Source organism: Gilliamella sp. wkB7 (genome assembly GCF_001693435.1).
GTDB lineage: Bacteria > Pseudomonadota > Gammaproteobacteria > Enterobacterales > Orbaceae > Gilliamella > Gilliamella apicola_N.
Map to the genome: position 1 here is coordinate 591,322 of NZ_CM004509.1, position 18,016 is coordinate 609,337.

Consider the following 18,016-nt stretch of genomic DNA (forward strand, 5'->3'; position numbering starts at 1 on the left):
CAGCTATAACATACAAAGAGGAACCTTTTTCTAAAAGGCTCCTCTTTTTTAAGTATTCCAGTTGATTTGATAGTATTTACGTATACTGATTTTGTAAAATCAAATTAGCAGGTATAGGAGAATGTTTTCCTCAATTAGCTAATAAAAAACTGGAATGTTTGATAAATATAGCCCTTTTCCCCGAAAAACTAACTCGATTGGAAAAAGGAACAGATATCTGTCCAAAAGCCAGAAATAGTTAATTCATGCGATCATTTATTTTCATTAATTAAATTATAGAATAACAAGAATTCTTGTCACAGAATAAAAATATATCATCATGTTGCTCAATAATTGGGAAGGCAAATTAACATGGGATTTACTTTGCCCTAAAGTTTCAGAGTTATTGAATGTTAAAAGTATTGAAAGACAATCACTAGCTAACTAAATTGATATGCAAAAAACTTTTAGCAAACAGAAGCTAAAAATAATCCTGTACCAAACTTAACGATGAATTATTTGCAAATAAGTTAATAATTTAAAGGCTCAGGTACAACGATTAGGAAAAATTAATAAAAAATAATTTATTACGATTAAGTGTCAACAGAGATAACATGCTTCAAATAACATTCATGCATCATCAATACTAACCACTTTTTTGAATTGGCATTTTAATTCTAAACGTTTATACAAACTTTTAGTTTTCTTGTTTTTTGGGCATGGAGCTAAATGAACATAAGAGCTATCAATATAAACTTCCTTTGATAATGAGAAAGCTCATTACAATGATTAAAATCTTTACAAGCTTAAATTCAAAGGAAATGGCGATAAAATATGCACGACTGCTTTGAAAATGAAACATGACTAAAGTTCAGAAATAACACTCAAATGCTTATTTGAATGTAAAAATACCGTTATAATCACTTGATACTATGCATAAATATAGGAATTTATGTGATTAGGATGACATCGCGATTATTCTTTTGATTTTGAGTAAGGAATTAGTTTACTGATTTCGTTTTAAAAGTGAATAAATTAAAATTAGAAGATTATTTTCCGGCTTGTCAAGATAGTTTTATTAAACCATAAATTCAATTTTATACTATAAATTAAGTTATAAAATAAAAATCCTCTCCAACTAAAACATCATTTTCCAAATAATATATCCCCGAAATATTTAGTCTCCTTTTTGTTGTTTTCCTTGAATGAGATATGCCCTTTTCTGACAGTACAGTCCAAATTACTCTACAACCAGTCTTTTCTTGCAGTATTTTTAAATAATCCTTCCTAATCAATAAATTGGTTTCTTTATTATTGCCATAAAGAGATTCATCATACATAACCACTTCCCCATTATCGTTAACCCAAGAACCTGCAAATTGGTCGTTTTTAAGTTGTAAAGTTTCATACAAAAAACGAGTAGGGAAAGAAATATCATAAGACATATTATGATTTTTTATACCTTCGAAAATATGTTGTTCTGAGCATAAATAAACTTTTAATTTTATATTTTTTTCTCTTTCGCCTCTATTAAATTCAATTTCTTGCCAACCCGTATTATTATAATCACTTTTATAGATTTTTAACAATGGTGACCAGTAATATTCTAGATTAAAAATATCGTTATAATGCTGTACAGGCTTTGGCATTTGATTATCCTTAAAATTCTGATTTTTTAATTTTTCGACAACGTTTTTAAAATCCCGATCTATAACAAGATAGGCATTAACCGTATATAACATAAATTGATATTCAGATGAAATATCTTCTTTTCCCAATCTCTTTTCTGGTCTAAACTCAACAAATCTATCTAATGAAAACCATTCATTGTTTTGATAAGAATTTAAAATTAATGACTTTGAGTTAATTAAATTAGCTTTAGACTCAACCCAAGATTCAAAATCGTCTCCCCAATCATTGTAAGTAGGTTTTTTTATTTCTCTAATATCGGACTTATTTGGCAAAATAAAACTTGGGTCAACATCCCTAAAAGATGGTTCAATAGAACCGTTATACCATGTTTTCTTTTTATCATCATTCCACCTAGTAGCAGAGTCTGTCATTTGTGTATGGTCAGCTAATCTTGCAACTACTTCGTACATAGCAAGCCATTGATATTTTTTACCAATTCTTTCAACGGTATTGAGAAAATAATCGCTAGAACATTCTTGGCTGTCAAATTTTCCATGTTTTTGAACATTATAACCATATTTTTTAAAAATTAATTCAATAGCATAGTTACTTAATCTATTAACATCAATATTTTCCCAATTATGTAAATGTGATTGAAATATATAACGCCCAAAATCACCATACCCACATACACCACGTCCGTATTCAGTTGTCATAGAAGATAATATTTTATTTTGTGCTAAATAAAAATCTGGAATAGATTTATTTTTTTCATCAATTCTAAATTTTTTATCAATTTCTTCGTTAGTTGGTAAAACAGTTGGTATAGGTGTGCTTTTGTATGGTGGTTGTATTCTTTCCAACATCACTAAGTCGCACTCTATTAGTTTATGAATATGAGAATATTCAATAATATTTCTAGAGAAATCCCTAACTAAAACATTAGGATAAACCTCTGATTGTGAGAATAAATCCTCAATTAGGAAGTAACACAATTTATCAATACCTTGATAATAAGATGATGAAAGCAATGCTCCATATGCAGCTGATAATACTCGTTCAAAAATATAAGGATCATCAATGACGATAAAGTGTTTAATTAGTTTCTCTGCAACATCAAGATTGTTTTGTAATAGTTTTGCCAATGCAATTGTAGCGTTATCTCGTAGTTTAATATGAGTGCTTGATAAAATCCAACTAATTGCAATTGCAATTAGCAATCTACTATTTTTGGATAAACTCTCTGAAAATCCTTTTTCCTTTGCCCACTCTATTAAAGTCATTATTGCAGGGTAAAAATCATATTCCTTTTGACTAATAGCTGTAGTCCAATATGAATCTCTAATAGCTAAACTGCTTTTTGATAGGCAGCGATAAAGTTGATTTGCATTTAATGGGTGATTTTCTTTTCCTGCAACCTGATATTGCATATCAATAAATTTTTTTAATAAAGAGTCATTTTTAAATATATTTTCATAAATAAATCTCTTACATTTAGCTAAACTAAAATTCTTATTATTTCTCCAATATAAACTGTCAATAAACGCATATCCTAGCAAATAATTATTAAATCTATCATTTTCACTAAAAATTTCAAAAAACTCAAAATTACTTTTTAAAGGTAACAATATAGATAAAGCCCCTAGCACACCTTGAGATATGGTCTTACCACTATATTTTATTGTGTCATTGTCTATTTTTAAAAGATTTTTGAAATTATTAATATCTTCAATATTACTAATAATGGCTTGAGCAGAAAAGTAATCATTAAATTTCTCATAAGAGAAAGTTAGAACCTCTTCCCCTCTAATCTGATAAGACATGAGTAAATTTTCTGAAATTAATTCCTGTAAAAATAAATTCTCATTGATATTTCTGAAATTTAGAGAAGCTAAAACATTTAATGCCTCTTCATATTTAATACTAGAAGAATTTGTATGAAAAATAGTTTCAGCAATTTTTAGTAAATATTTCTCAACATACTTTAATGATTTTCTATATTCAAATTTTTCTGAAACTTTTTCATTAATAACATCAAAATATTTTTTAAAAATTTTATCAATATCAATGTTATCATATATTGAGCCAGATGTACTTTTTCTATATTCGCAATAAATTTTAAGAAATAATGGGTTTTTAAATTCATCTACCATCAGTGGTTCAGTTGGAAAAGCTAATTGATAGTAGTCAAAAAAAGATTGAATAGCTTGATAAATATTAGTCTCAAAACCTTTATGCATTACTACATTAAGATAATTTTTGGCTATATCCGAATTTAAATTGGTTAAGATATTATCTTTATATTCACTTCTAATTGATAAAATAAGTGCTACCCACGGATATTTTTTAAACTTTTCAATAAAACCTGCTAATGTATCTTTCCACAACTTTTGACCTTGCCCTTCATTTAAAGCATCAATAATAACAGGAACTCGTTCTTTCTGTATCTGTCCAATTGTATTTAATGCACCTAAAAATTCAGCTTCATTACAATTCAATCTTAATTCATCTTGCAAAATTTGAGTCCAAGGATTGATCTGTGTCGTTAATCTTTGACCCAATATAAAAATACAAGGCTTATGTTGTAAAATTAAATGATTGGCAAAATCTCCCAATAAATGCGACTTACCTATACCGGCATCTCCATAAATAACCAAATATGGATAATCAATCAGATTGAATTGAGTACTTTTTAATTTATTGGACAGCTTTTCTAATTGATATATTTCAGAGCTAAACTCTTCCATTTCAATTTGGTTAGTTTGGTTAGTATTTAATAATTCAATAAATTTATTTAAATTAGTGATAACATGATTTCTTATTTCTTTTGGATTGACACAATCAGATATATACTTCCAATATTGATTAACATATTGAATTAAATAATTAATAACATCTTCCAACCTTACATTATTTTCAGTAAATTTTCCTTTAAAATTTTCCAATAACTTAAGCAATGCATCAATTTCATTAAAAACATTATTTCTGGATAATTCGTTATAAATTGTTGAGTTAAATAAAATAGCAATATCATCTATTTTTACATTGAATTCTTTACTGTATCTAGCACCCAAATTTTTTATTGAACCATTGACCTGCTCTTGAAACCACATTTCAGAAAAGAATTCTTTATCAAACCAGTATTTAAGAATGCCGCTATTTTCTGGTTTCATTAATTTGTTGTTTAACTCAAAAGCTCCCCAGTATTCAATATCAATATTTATTTCTTGATTTAAAGCGAAATTTTTGCATTCATCAACAAATTTATTCCATCTATCTTGAAGATATTTTTTACCTTTAATTCTAGGATCTTGTTTGTCAATAGGACAGCAGACAATATATTTAATTAATCTAGGATGTTTTTCTAAAGCAGTTTGAAACGATTCTTTTATTTGTTTAAATTGCGGGTCTTGAATATCAAAGAAATATTTTGCCTGCCAACCAATCTCGTCACCATTCTCTAATACTAAATAGGCTTCAACACCACCATCAGGTGCCTCTATCCGTGTAAAATATCCATTTTTTCTATTTTCACTAAATGCTAATTGACAAACTATCTCCTCAAAAGCTGTACGTTGAGACTGTTGGTAACTTTTTATTTGATGCCAGTTAATATCCATTATAAAGCTCAAATTTAAATTAAATATTTAAATATATATTGTGGTTGTTAAAAATTATTCAACTCCAATGTTTTATTATTTTTTAATCTGACTAAAGATTTTACATTCTTATTCCATGCTGCTCCTTTACCTCTAAATGCTAGCTTAAAGTATCGCTTTCATATTTTCTATAGAAAATGCAACATTTCTACAATATTGGCACAACTTCATCTACAAAGCGCTTTAAATATATATGATGTAAAAACCGTCATATATCCAATAACTGAACCACCAGATAATAAAGTCCCTCGTCTCTATAGTATCGCTACGCTTACAAGTTGATAATCAATCACAAAAAGATCAGCAATATTACTAAGTGACAACATTCATGGATGTTTTATAGTATGTTTTATGTGCGTGAGTCAAAATAAGGTATAATTGCACTTTACACAAGTGGTCAAGGCAATAGGTTTGTCCCAAATGGTTCTATTCAAGATCCACGCCGAGCATCATTCCAATATTGCAGATACATTGGTAAAGCATAAAAGGTATGGCTGTTTACTACGATATGTTTACTGTCACCAAGCATAGGCATTAATCCTGCGATAAATTGAATGTCATCCGGGCTGCCTCTATTATCAATAATGGCTTGTTGCAAGATTGACAATTAGTATTTTGTCCTCCTTATTAGATTCAGAAAGTAATACAAACGAGTTGAATAGTCGAAATTCTTACTGGGCAGAAAACACTGCATAAATGTGTGATTCATCCATCCAACTAATTCCTTACTTAAAAGCAAGCAATCAAAATCTGTAAAATTTTTGCGAATTTCGAACATTGTCCTTTAAATCTACGTTAATTCAGGATCTATCGAAAAAATCAAGTTTAGTTGAGTTAATTTAGGTTGATTTGATTCTATAAATAATAGTATTGCGTTTTTATATGAAGAATATCAACCTTCGTCACTTAAGAAGTGGCTCACAAATCCAGTATATAGAAGTAAATTGTATTTAAAATGCAAAGTATAATTGAGCAAAATATAAATATTTATCAACTTCCAATTATCTATAGCTATATTCCAGCAAAATTTGAGCTACTTTTGTCTTAATAGAAACCACCAATAACTGATGTTCATCTACTGTACTAAAACAACACGGTAATCTTCCAACAATATGAATTTTTGTCTGACCGGATTCATCACAAAATTCAAACATCGTTTAGTATTCAAGTGGAGTTTTGCTCGGTAGTGAATGTTGGGTTGAAGATCTGAATAGCATCAGTAATGTTCACAATGGTATTGTACGGAAAAGATTAACTAAACCAATCAAGATCGTGGAAAATCATTAACAAAAAGTGTTAAACTTTAGTGAAGATAAAATTTAAGGAATAGTATTTTCTACCTTTATTTTACACAAGTATATATTTACAATATAGAGACAAATTGTAACCAACTTATTTTTAATAAATTTATAATATAAAAATAACCATTCTAAGACTATCACCTCTGTTATATTCGGGCGTTAATCTGCGCCCTTATATCTTTTTTTGTTTATTTCTATTATACTTAGTTATAATTTTAATGGATTCAAGATATAACTATGTTGGAACTCATACAGACTGTTGGCTTTGGCTTAATTCTCTTTCTCCCATTAACGAACCCATTAACCACCGTTGTTCTTTTATTGGGTCTATCTGGCGATATGACCAATGAAGAACGTAATTACCAATCAAAGTTAACTTGCATTTATGTGTTTTTGATTATGGTTGTTTCATTTTATTGTGGGCAACTAGTGATGAACACTTTTGGAATATCTATTCCCGGATTACGTATTGCAGGAGGAATGATTGTTGGTGTGATAGGTTTTAGAATGCTATTTCCTCAACAACCATCGCATAAAACCGTTGAAGCAGATGCTAAAAAGAAAGAAGTTTCCAATAATATTGCCTTTGTGCCACTGGCTATGCCAAGTACCGCAGGTCCAGGTACCATAGCGATGATCATCAGTATGTCTTCAACAGTTAAAAGTGGTGGCTATGATATTTCAACGTGGGTTGTTTATACAGCATCGATTTTGGTTCCTTTATCATTATGCATTATTCTTTGGTTTTGTATGCGTAGTGCTGGCAGCATCATGCGATTTATGGGAAAAAGTGGCATCGAAGCCACCTCAAGGATAATGGGATTTTTGTTGGTTTGTGTAGGTACACAATTTATTATTAATGGCATTAAAGAATTAGTGATAAATTTCCCAAATATATAGTTTATCGACAAATAGAATTTATAGTTTTGGGATATTTTTAATCATTTCTACACGCATTAGAAAATCATAAAGTGGAACTAACTGTTTAAATCCTTTTGCCAATTTTTTAGGTAGTTCGCCATTTAGCACATCTTCAATATGGTTGCTTGTTACCATCACAGCTAAATTTTTTCGGTTATACCATGTCGCTATCTTTTCATCTTGCTCTTTAATTAAAGGGCGTTTATAGCTTTCACCAACCAATTCAAATGGCTTTTTAACGCAGCGTGTCATTTCAAGAAATTTATTCGTATCATTAAGAATTTCTTCTCGGAAGATATCCATTGTCTGTTTGGAAGGACAGTAATAACCAAGTCCATATTGATAACTACTTGGACTTATTTCAAAAAAGTAAGCAGGCGCTTCTTTCCAATCACGATTGGGGCGTTTAAAGGTTAGCCATAAACGGCTTCGATAAAGCGATTTATCATTGGAAAACCGCGTATCACGATGAATACGTGATATTGTTTTACCAATCGCTGGACGCGTTTCAAACCATTCATCAATTTTAAGCATATCTGGCGTTAGTTGTTCGACCAATAAGCGAAAAGGTTTAACTAAATCGTTATCATAAATTGCTCGGTGCTCTTCAAACCAAGGTTTGCTATTATTGATCCAAGCATCTTGTAGAAAATTAAGCCCTGCTTGCGTAAAACCAGTAAAGTTTGCCATAGCTTACTCCTTAAATAATGCTCTTACTTTTTCTAAATCTTCTTGTGTATCTACACCAATTGCAGGAGATTGTTTTGCAACTGCTACATGAATTTTTTCACCATACCAAAGTACCCGCAACTGTTCTAACATTTCAATCTGCTCAAGTGATGATGGCGCCCAGTTGATATATTGGCGGATAAAACCAGCACGATAAGCATAAATACCGATATGACGAAGATAAAAATCACCAATGCTTGATTGTTTCAGTAAATCGGTTGATTTAGCAAATCGATCTCGCTCCCAAGGTATCGTTGCTCGAGAAAAATACAACGCATAACCATCTTTATCAGTCACAACTTTTACTGCTCCAGGATTAAAGGCCTCTTCAGCTGAATCAATAGGTACGGCTAATGTTGCCATGCCGGTTTTATATTGCGCTAGGTTTTTAGCCACCTGATCGATAATAACGGGTGGAATTAATGGTTCATCGCCCTGCACATTAACAATTATTTCATCGTCAGCGAATTGATAACGATTAATCACCTCAGCTAAACGTTCAGTGCCAGAATTATGTTTATCACTAGTAAGAATCACTTCACCCTTATAGGCTTTGACAACATCAAATACTTGCTGATGATCAGTAGCAATAATTACACGATGAGCTGAAGATTTTTGTGCTTGCTCCATTACGCGCACAATCATTGGTTTACCATGGATATCTGCCAGCGGCTTAGCGGGTAAACGACTTGAAGCATACCTAGCAGGGATAATAACTGAAAATTTCATAACTAAAGCCTTATATCTTTTTTATTCTTCAATAGATTGTGTTTGTTTGATTGGTTGAGCTTCTGATTCAAGCAACACTGGAATCTTATCTTTAATTGCAAAAACAAGATTATCGGCTTGGCAGATTAGTTGTTGATGTTCTGCATCATACTGCAATTGTCCATGACATTTAGGGCAAGCAAGCGCACTTAATAGAATTTGTTTCATTTTTTATTCTCTTTGAGATTTGGTTTTATCTAATAATACACAGATCTGATCAATGGCTGATTTGGGTATCACAGCATCTATAGGCAAATACCACCAATTGGGTTGAGCAAACTGCTGACATTTAACGGCATCTTTTTCAGTCATTAAAAGTGTCTGCTCACTACTAACAACATTATTTAATAATGATAAGGTAAATTTTTGATGATCAGCAAATGCGACAGTTTTGTTTAAATCAGCCTTCATATTCATCAGCATATCAAAAAATCTTTTCGGGTTACTAATACCCGCAACAGCACAAATATTTGATAACGAAGATAACTCTTTTTTTTCTTTAGTGAGCAAATTTATCACATATTTCGGTACTAATTGCATAGTGTAAGTTTTATCAGGATATTGCTGGGTCAAATTATTGATACTATCACCATTTACAATGATTAAATCAACTGATTTTAACCGATTTTGTCTCTCTCTCATTGGGCCGGCTGGCATCCACCAACCATTTCCAAATAATCGTTTACCATCCACGACAACAACTTCAATATCTCTTGCTAATGCGTAATGTTGCAAACCATCATCCGTTAAAATTACATCTAATTGATTTTGTTCCAATAATGCTTTAACAGCTTGGCATCGATTAGGCGACACAGCTACAGGGGCATGGGTTCGTTGATAAATGAGTACAGGTTCATCGCCTGCTTGGTCGGTTGTTGTTGTGTCATCTAAAATAAGCGGATAGTTTTGAGCCTTACCTCCATATCCACGTGAGACAAGACCAACTTTCAATCCTTTTGTCTGTAAAGCTTCAATCAAACTAATAGCCAATGGCGTTTTGCCATTACCGCCTACAGATAAATTACCAATAATGATGATTGGTACGGGTGACTGCCAAGATTTAAAAATACCAATTTTATATAGAAAACGACGAACAAACGCAATTAAACCATATAATAGAGAAAATGGTATTAGTAACCAAAATAACCGATTTTTACCATACCAAAGTTTTTCAATCATCACGTTAATATCACTCAATTATGTTTAGTCTTGTTTTTATACCTGTTAGATATAGCATTTACAAGATTAATTGCTTACAGCAAAAGATAAGCTATTTTACTCATAAATCGGTAAACTACCAAACCAATCATGATACCATCTTGGTTTAATTTCACTGCGCATGGTTTTTAATCTCCACTTTTGATTATCAAAAATCAGACTGATTTGCCCTGTCTTAGCGGTAATATAGTAATCTATGTGTAAATCTTGATATCGTGCTATGACTTTATGTGACGGTAATTTCCAAGGATTATATCGAGAAGTTGAAATTAATGCATTTACAGGTTTAACATGATTTAAAAAAGCATAACTAGATGAAGTACTACTGCCATGATGAGGAATTTGCAATATGGTTGATGCTAACTGATTTCGATATTTAGTGACTAATTGATATTCTTGATTGCGTTCTAAATCCCCAGTCAAAAGTACAGAAAAATGCCCATCGGTCACCTGAACCACACACGAATCTGCATTTTGAGCATATTTAACTAATTGAGTTGGCCATAGCACATTAACAGACAAACTATTCCATAGAATAGTGTTACCTGCTAAACATTGGTAATGATTATTTAATGCTAAAGATGAACTCATTAGCCAAGCATTAGGATAACGACTTTGCAGTAAATCTAAACCACCTATATGGTCATTATGCTGATGGCTTATGATAATTCCTTCCAAATTCAAATTATGCCATCGTAAAAAAGGGAGAATAATCCGCTCTGCTGCGGAGTTTTTTTCCCATTTAGCCCCCGTATCAAACAAAATTGCTGATTTACCATTATGAATTACAATTGCTAACCCATGCCCAACATCAAGCATATCTAAACGCCAATAATCCTCATGCTGTTTAAAAAACGGTGTGCAAAGTATCATTAAAATGATTAATAAGGTGAACCCAAAACGTCGCCATAATTCGGTACGTACAATAACAAAAGCTAGCCAACCGAAAATACTTAATAGATAAAAATCTGAGGAAATATCAAGCCATACCAGATTTAATTTATCTAAACAAACAAATAGCCATTCAAGCGATTTATTAGCGATAAACCAACACCATGAAGCAAGATGAGTACAATGGCTAACACTAAAGAACAGGGCAAAAATAATCAAGGGTAAAGTCAATAAGGTAATAACAGGAATAGCAATTAAGTTTGTTAACAAAGATACCAAACTGATACCTTGAAAGATAATCAATTGAATAGGTAACATTAATAAGATTAAACCAAATTGTAAATGCAACAATCTTATCCAATACCAGCGTTTCTTATTATTTATAACTTTAGGTAGAGGTAGCCAGTCAGATAAAAAAATTAAGCTCGTTACCGCATAACAAGATAACCAAAAACTTTCTGATAAAATCATTAGCGGATCAAAAAGTAATAATAACGCAATAATACGGTTTAATTTTTGCCAAGCACTGATTTGACTGTTTTTAAAACGTAAATATATCCAAATAGATAATGCTAACATGGCTCTTAATGCAGGAGGATTAAGTCCTGTTAACCATGCATAAAATAGTGCAGCTAGCCATGCTATTATGATTGGGATGAAAAAGTAGATAAAACGCTGAGGAATAAAAAACATCAAAATTTTTAATAGAGTACAACAAAGTCCAAAAACCAATAAAATGTGCATACCTGATATAGCCATTAGATGGGCAACACCTGTTTGCATCATAATAATTCGATGCTCATCAACCATTTGACTACGATCACCAAAAGCTAATGCGAGTAAAATACCTCGATAAGTAAATCGATCAATGTAAGGTAACGAATGATCAGCGATTAACTGCCGAATACTTAAATTATCTTCAAGTAACTCAGCTTGAATTAATTTTGCTGATAGAAGGCTACGATTAGCTATGGCATAACGTTGGCTATCAAATCCTCCTTCATTTAAATAACTATGTACTACTTTTGTTTTTAAGGTTAATTGCCAAATTTGCCCTGCTTTTGGTTTAATTTGTTGATCCCAATATACCGATATTGTTACCTTAGGATATAAAAAAGATTGAGAATCATCATTGATTGCAATTTTTACATAATAAGGATCGGTTGGTGAAGTGGAAACACGAGTATTTATACTTTCAACTCTTGCTTTTACCACAATCGTTTTATCGATATATGGCTCAATTTTTATTAAATATTGTTTAGAATACGCTACGGACCATAAAAAACTAATAGAAAATACTGTAATAACAGTAATATATTTTTGAAATTTAGATGGAGCAATTAAAATCACAATAATCAATATCAACGTTATCATATACCATTGATCGTCACAGAGTAGTGAAGGTAAAAACATCAATGGCAAACAGCCTAACGAAAATATGATTGCCAATAAATCAAGTGATAATCGTCGCATAAACCTAATTAAGATTCATTTTATAGAACAATCAACTTATCATATTGATAATTGATTAAAACAATCTGTATTGAAATTTTGGAGCTAACTTCCAATTTATTAATAATTTGAGAATAATTTTGAGATAATAAGTTTATTTAATAATTTTATTTTGAAATATTGTTATCTATCAGAACAAAAGTTAAGTTGATTCGATAGACCAATGAATTGCAATCTTAAGGAAAGATTTTATAGTAGTGAGGTAAGTAAATTATTGCTAGCCAAGATTGAATAGCAATGAAATAAAAAGCCTTTGATCGAAATCAAAGGCTTTAAGAATGGTAATATTTAAATATTACGCTTTAGCAGCATTATTTACTCTTTCACGTAACTCTTTACCTGGTTTAAAGTGTGGAATATATTTGTGTTTAACTTCAACATTACCACCAGTTCTAGGATTTCTTGCTTTACGTGGGGCTCGGTAATTCAAACTGAAACTACCAAAACCTCGAATTTCAACACGATCATTACTTTCCATAGCCAACGCGATCTGTTCGATAATATCTCTCACAGCATCATCAACTAGCTGCACGGGAAGGTGTGCCCGCCAGTTGGCTATTTTTTCTGCTAAATCTGATCTGTTCATGGTCACTCCTAATTAATTTTTGCGCGGCATAAAATCGATTCATTTTATACTACAAAAGAAAAAGAGGGCAAGCCCTCTTTACTCTTTACATAAACATTTTTTACTCAGTTTTTGATGCTGCTTTAAATGCTTCCGCCATTGCGTTAGTAAATGATGCATCTTCTTGAGTAGTTGTGTTATTTACCGCTGCAAGTGCTTCTTTTTCGTCAGCTTCATCTTTAGCACGAATTGATAACGAAATAGCACGAGTTTTACGATCGATATTAACAATCTTAGCTTCAACTTCATCACCAGCTTTTAATGCAGTAGTTGCATCTTCGATACGTTCACGAGCGATATCTTGGGCTTTTAAGTAACCTTCAATACCTTCTGCGATTTCGATAGTTGCACCTTTAGCATCAACTGCAGTAACAGTACCTTTAACGATTGTGCCTTTTTTGTAGTTAGCTGCAAAGCTACTGAATGGATCGTCTTCAAGTTGTTTAATACCTAAAGAGATACGTTCACGTTCTGCATCAACTTGTAACACAACAGCTTCGATATCATCACCTTTCTTGTAAGATTTAACTGCTTCTTCACCAGGCATATTCCATGAAATATCTGAAAGATGAACTAAACCATCGATACCACCATCTAAACCAATGAAGATACCAAAATCAGTGATTGACTTGATCTTACCGCTAACTTTATCACCTTTATTGTGTGATTCAGCAAATTGTAACCATGGATTTGGTTTACATTGTTTAAGACCTAGAGAGATACGACGACGTTCTTCATCAATTTCAAGAACAACAACTTCAACCACGTCACCTAAGCTAACAACTTTAGATGGGTGAATATTTTTATTTGTCCAATCCATTTCAGAAACATGAACTAAACCTTCAACACCTGTTTCAATTTCAACAAAACAACCGTAATCAGTTAAGTTAGTTACTTTACCAGTTACTTTAGTACCTTCTGGGTAACGTTTAGCAATTGATACCCATGGATCTTCGCCTAATTGTTTTAAGCCTAGAGATACGCGTGAACGGTCTTTGTCAAATTTAAGTACTTTAACAAGTAATTCTTGACCCACTTCAACCACTTCACTTGGATGTTTAACACGTTTCCAAGCCATATCAGTGATATGAAGTAAACCATCAACACCGCCAAGATCAACGAATGCACCATAGTCAGTAAGGTTTTTAATAATACCTTTAACTTCTGAACCTTCTTGTAGATTTTCAAGAAGTTGTTCTCTTTCTGCACTGTTTTCAGATTCAATAACAGCACGACGTGAAACAACTACGTTGTTACGTTTTTGGTCTAATTTGATAACTTTTAATTCGATTTCTCTGTTTTCAATATGAGAAGTATCGCGTAATGGACGAACATCAACAAGCGAACCAGGAAGGAACGCGCGAACGCCATTAAGATCAACCGTAAAGCCACCTTTAACTTTACCATTGATAACACCTAAAACTGTTGCAGCATCTTCAACTGCTTTTTCTAGTGTTAGCCACGCTTCGTGACGTTTAGCTTTTTCACGAGATAAGATTGTTTCGCCAAAACCATCTTCAATTGAGTCAAGAACGACATCAACTACGTCGCCAACTTGAACTTCTAATTCGCCTTGGGCATTTTTAAACTGCTCTACTGGAATTGCTGATTCAGATTTTAAACCAGCATCAACTAAAACAACATCTTTGTCGATTGCAACGACAGTACCACGGATCATATTACCAGAACGAGTGTCTAGTTGATTTAAAGACTCTTCAAAGAGTTGAGCAAAAGATTCAGTCATATTTATATACTTTAGTTAAAATTAACGTCCACATTACATCATGTCTTGTGGGGTTGTTGGTGATACTCCATACATCCTTATATTGGAGCGAGTTCCACGCTGTAAGCAAACTCACAACGCAAGTTCTTTATTTATATACTTAATAGATTGATTGAAAACATCTTGAATAGATAGGGATGTGGTATCAATTATTAAAGCATCATCCGCAGGTTTAAGTGGCGCAACAGTTCGATTTCGATCGCGCTCATCACGCGCAGTTATCTCCTGCAAAATTTCGGCGAATTTAACATGATTTTGCTTATCTTGCAACTGTTTCATTCTTCTTTCAGCGCGGGACTCTGCACTCGCATCAAGAAATATCTTAACTGGCGCATCTTTAAACACTACACTACCCATATCTCGACCATCAGCAATCAGTCCCGGTGCTTGTCTAAAGTCTCGTTGGCGTTGTAATAAAGCAGTTCGAACACTATTTATTGCAGCAACTTTTGAGGCAGCTCCCCCTGTAAGTTCTGTGCGAATATCTTTTGACACATCAATATTATTTAACAAAACTTTTACTTCACCGCTAGTCGTATCAAATGTCAATGGTAAATTAAGCGCTAATTGGGCAAGCTTTTGTTCGTCATCAAGAGCAATATTTTGCTTGAGCGCCGAAAGCGCAAGTACACGATAAATTGCTCCAGAATCCAAAAGGTGCCATTTAAAATGATTTGCCAATGCTTGACATAATGTGCCCTTACCAACACCACTTGGCCCATCAACTGCAATAACAGGAACTGATTGATTCATTTTATTCTTCACTTAATCGTTTAAATTGTTCAAAATAATCAGGAAAAGTTTTCATTGTACATTTAGGATCTAATATGGTTACAGGCGTATCAGATAATGCAACTAATGAAAAACACATTGCAATGCGGTGATCGTTATAAGTTTTTATCTCAGCATGAGTTAATTTAGCGGGTGGTTCGATAGTAATATAGTCTTTACCCTCTTCAACCGTAGCACCAACTTTTCTTAATTCAGTTGCCATCGCATATAAACGATCAGTTTCTTTAACTCGCCAATTATAAATATTACGAATTGTTGTTGGTCCTTTTGCAAAAAGTGCTGTTGTTGCAATAGTCATCGCTGCATCAGGAATATGATTCATATCCATATCAATGCCATTTAACTCACAGCAAGTGCATTCAATATAGTCATCTGCCCAAGTGATTTTAGCGCCCATTTTTTCAAGTACATGGGCAAATTGAGTATCGCCTTGTAAACTTTTTTCACCAATACCTGTAACACGCACCGTTCCGCCTTTAATTGCAGCAGCGGCTAAAAAATAAGAAGCGGACGAAGCATCGCCTTCAACTAAATAATTAACTGGAGATTGATAACTTTGGTTAGCTTTAATTGTAAATTTTTGATAATAATGATTGGTCACTGTGACACCAAAAATTGCCATCATCTTAATCGTAATATCAATATAAGGCTTAGAAACTAAATCTCCGACTATCGTGATTTCAGTATCATTTGGCGCCAATGGTGAAGCCATTAATAAAGCGGTTAAAAATTGGCTAGAAACCGAACCATCAACCTGAATATTACCACCAATAAAACCGCCTTGAATATGAAGTGGCGGGTAACCTTCATTTTCAAGATAATCAATTTTAGCACCACCTTGACGGAGCGAATCAACTAAATGCCCAATTGGTCGCTCTTTCATGCGAGGCTCACCCGTTAGCACAATATTATTATTGCCTAAAGATAAAGCCGCAGCGAGTGGTCGCATTGCTGTACCTGCATTACCCAGAAAAAGTTCTAAGGCATGCGTCGAATGTAACATACCGCCTACACCTTCAACATCACAAATGGTTCGATCATGCGATAACTGATATTTCACCCCCAAAGCCGCCAAAGCATCAAGCATGTAGCGAACATCATCACTATCAAGTAAGTTGGTTAAACGTGTATTCCCCTTACTTAGAGCGGATAATAATAATGCACGGTTAGATACACTTTTAGAACCGGGTAAATTAATGGTGCCGTTAAATTTTTTTATTGGTTGTAATGTTAGGGATAACATAATGGCTCTCTTAAATATTTTTGTATTCTTTAGAATTTATCTAATGTTGTTTTTAGCAAATCAATTGCATGCTCATCTTTGGCACTATTTTGCCATAATTTATCAAATAACGAACGATGATGTTTAATGGCATCATGCGAAGAAGTAATTGAAGCAATACCCGTCGTTACATTTGGCAATTCACCCAAACGAAAAGGACTCATTGCAAGTGAAATTGGCTCACCATTTTGATAAAAAATTTGAAAGGCAATTGATGGAATAGCTTCTTGTGTGATAGCAATGGTTGGCGCATAAGATTGTTGCTCAATAAGTTCAATCAAATGATAAACTTCTTTACGAGCAAGCAGCATTCTTTCAGACTTTTTACCTGGCGAAATAGTTAAGTTGCCTACTAAGCCGATATGTAAAAAACGTTCAACATTACGTAAGCTAATTAAATTAATAACCTTAGGAATTGATTGGTAAAACTGTGTTTTACGGTGTCTTAAAATTGACAAAATCATTGCATATTTTTGCGGATCGATTGACTCGCTAGACTCTGCTAGCATCATAGCTAAATGGTTAAGATAGTTTGGTGAAGTTAATAAAAATGAGAAAGGATCGAAATGAGAATAAATATGAGTTGATTGCTCTTCAAGTTGTCGCATTCTTTCAAAAAATCCTTCACCACTTGAATAATATTCAGTATCGATTCCAAGCAAACTCGCAAAAGAAGTATTGAGTAAAGAGGCCAACCGCTCTAAAGTTTCTATTTTAACAATTTCACCTTTCTCTAACCGATAGACAGCTGCTCGAGAAATTTTAAGATTTTTTGCAACATCTTCCGCTTTTAGCGAAGCCGCAATTCGATATGCGCGCAATCGCTGACCTATAGCACAATAATCAATCGTTCCAGTAATCATAATACACTCAAAACATTGGGATTTTGGCAGTGTATCACATGGTGATAACAATGCCAATTTT

The 18,016-nt window shown here is 32.8% G+C and carries 13 protein-coding genes; 1 reads left to right on the forward strand and 12 read right to left on the reverse strand.

The window, feature by feature from the left end; genetic code table 11:
• Positions 1-1,088: 1,088 nt before the first annotated feature.
• Together A9G17_RS02560 and A9G17_RS13040 are read right to left on the reverse strand one after the other, a co-directional pair.
• The gene (locus A9G17_RS02560; RefSeq protein WP_065737360.1) at positions 1,089-5,231 is read right to left on the reverse strand and encodes an NACHT domain-containing protein; all 4,143 of its coding nucleotides are present in this window, start codon (positions 5,229-5,231) and stop codon (positions 1,089-1,091) included.
• A gap of 469 nt (positions 5,232-5,700) precedes the next feature.
• On the reverse strand, positions 5,701-5,877 hold the full coding sequence (locus tag A9G17_RS13040; protein ID WP_176714243.1) for a hypothetical protein: 177 nt from the start codon (positions 5,875-5,877) through the stop codon (positions 5,701-5,703).
• 931 nt (positions 5,878-6,808) lie between these two features.
• Here A9G17_RS13040 and A9G17_RS02565 point away from each other — a divergent pair.
• Positions 6,809-7,471 carry a MarC family NAAT transporter gene (locus tag A9G17_RS02565; protein ID WP_039127685.1) on the forward strand — a complete coding sequence of 221 codons (663 nt, stop codon included), beginning with the start codon at positions 6,809-6,811 and terminating at the stop codon, positions 7,469-7,471.
• Positions 7,472-7,489: 18 nt separating this feature from the next.
• Here A9G17_RS02565 and A9G17_RS02570 read toward each other — a convergent pair whose 3' ends face one another.
• The 10 genes from A9G17_RS02570 to A9G17_RS02615 all read right to left on the reverse strand — a co-directional run bounded on the left by A9G17_RS02570 (position 7,490) and on the right by A9G17_RS02615 (position 17,955).
• Positions 7,490-8,182, reverse strand: coding sequence for a DUF2461 domain-containing protein (locus A9G17_RS02570; RefSeq protein WP_065737361.1), 693 nt, complete (start codon positions 8,180-8,182; stop codon positions 7,490-7,492).
• A gap of 3 nt (positions 8,183-8,185) precedes the next feature.
• On the reverse strand, positions 8,186-8,950 hold the full coding sequence (gene kdsB / locus A9G17_RS02575) for a 3-deoxy-manno-octulosonate cytidylyltransferase (protein WP_065737362.1): 765 nt from the start codon (positions 8,948-8,950) through the stop codon (positions 8,186-8,188).
• A 21-nt stretch (positions 8,951-8,971) separates the two neighbouring features.
• Positions 8,972-9,157 carry a Trm112 family protein gene (locus tag A9G17_RS02580; RefSeq protein WP_065737363.1) on the reverse strand — a complete coding sequence of 62 codons (186 nt, stop codon included), beginning with the start codon at positions 9,155-9,157 and terminating at the stop codon, positions 8,972-8,974.
• Between the two features lie 3 nt (positions 9,158-9,160).
• Complete coding sequence (lpxK, locus tag A9G17_RS02585; RefSeq protein WP_065737364.1) at positions 9,161-10,168, reverse strand: tetraacyldisaccharide 4'-kinase; 1,008 nt, start codon at positions 10,166-10,168, stop codon at positions 9,161-9,163.
• Positions 10,169-10,264: 96 nt separating this feature from the next.
• Positions 10,265-12,571, reverse strand: a complete 2,307-nt coding sequence (locus tag A9G17_RS02590; RefSeq protein ID WP_065737365.1) for a DNA internalization-related competence protein ComEC/Rec2 — start codon at positions 12,569-12,571, stop codon at positions 10,265-10,267.
• Positions 12,572-12,905: 334 nt separating this feature from the next.
• On the reverse strand, positions 12,906-13,196 hold the full coding sequence (gene ihfB, locus A9G17_RS02595; protein ID WP_025315113.1) for an integration host factor subunit beta: 291 nt from the start codon (positions 13,194-13,196) through the stop codon (positions 12,906-12,908).
• 100 nt (positions 13,197-13,296) lie between these two features.
• Positions 13,297-14,979: a 30S ribosomal protein S1 gene (gene rpsA / locus A9G17_RS02600; protein ID WP_065737366.1), complete on the reverse strand. Its 1,683-nt coding sequence runs from the start codon at positions 14,977-14,979 to the stop codon at positions 13,297-13,299.
• Positions 14,980-15,090: 111 nt separating this feature from the next.
• Positions 15,091-15,771 carry a (d)CMP kinase gene (gene cmk, locus A9G17_RS02605; RefSeq protein WP_065737367.1) on the reverse strand — a complete coding sequence of 227 codons (681 nt, stop codon included), beginning with the start codon at positions 15,769-15,771 and terminating at the stop codon, positions 15,091-15,093.
• 1 nt (position 15,772) lies between these two features.
• Positions 15,773-17,053 (reverse strand): 3-phosphoshikimate 1-carboxyvinyltransferase, encoded by a 1,281-nt coding sequence (aroA, locus tag A9G17_RS02610; RefSeq protein ID WP_065737368.1) that lies wholly within the window; start codon positions 17,051-17,053, stop codon positions 15,773-15,775.
• Between the two features lie 29 nt (positions 17,054-17,082).
• A complete protein-coding gene (locus A9G17_RS02615) occupies positions 17,083-17,955 on the reverse strand; it encodes a helix-turn-helix domain-containing protein (RefSeq protein WP_065737369.1) in 873 nt (290 codons plus the stop codon).
• Positions 17,956-18,016: the final 61 nt, after the last annotated feature.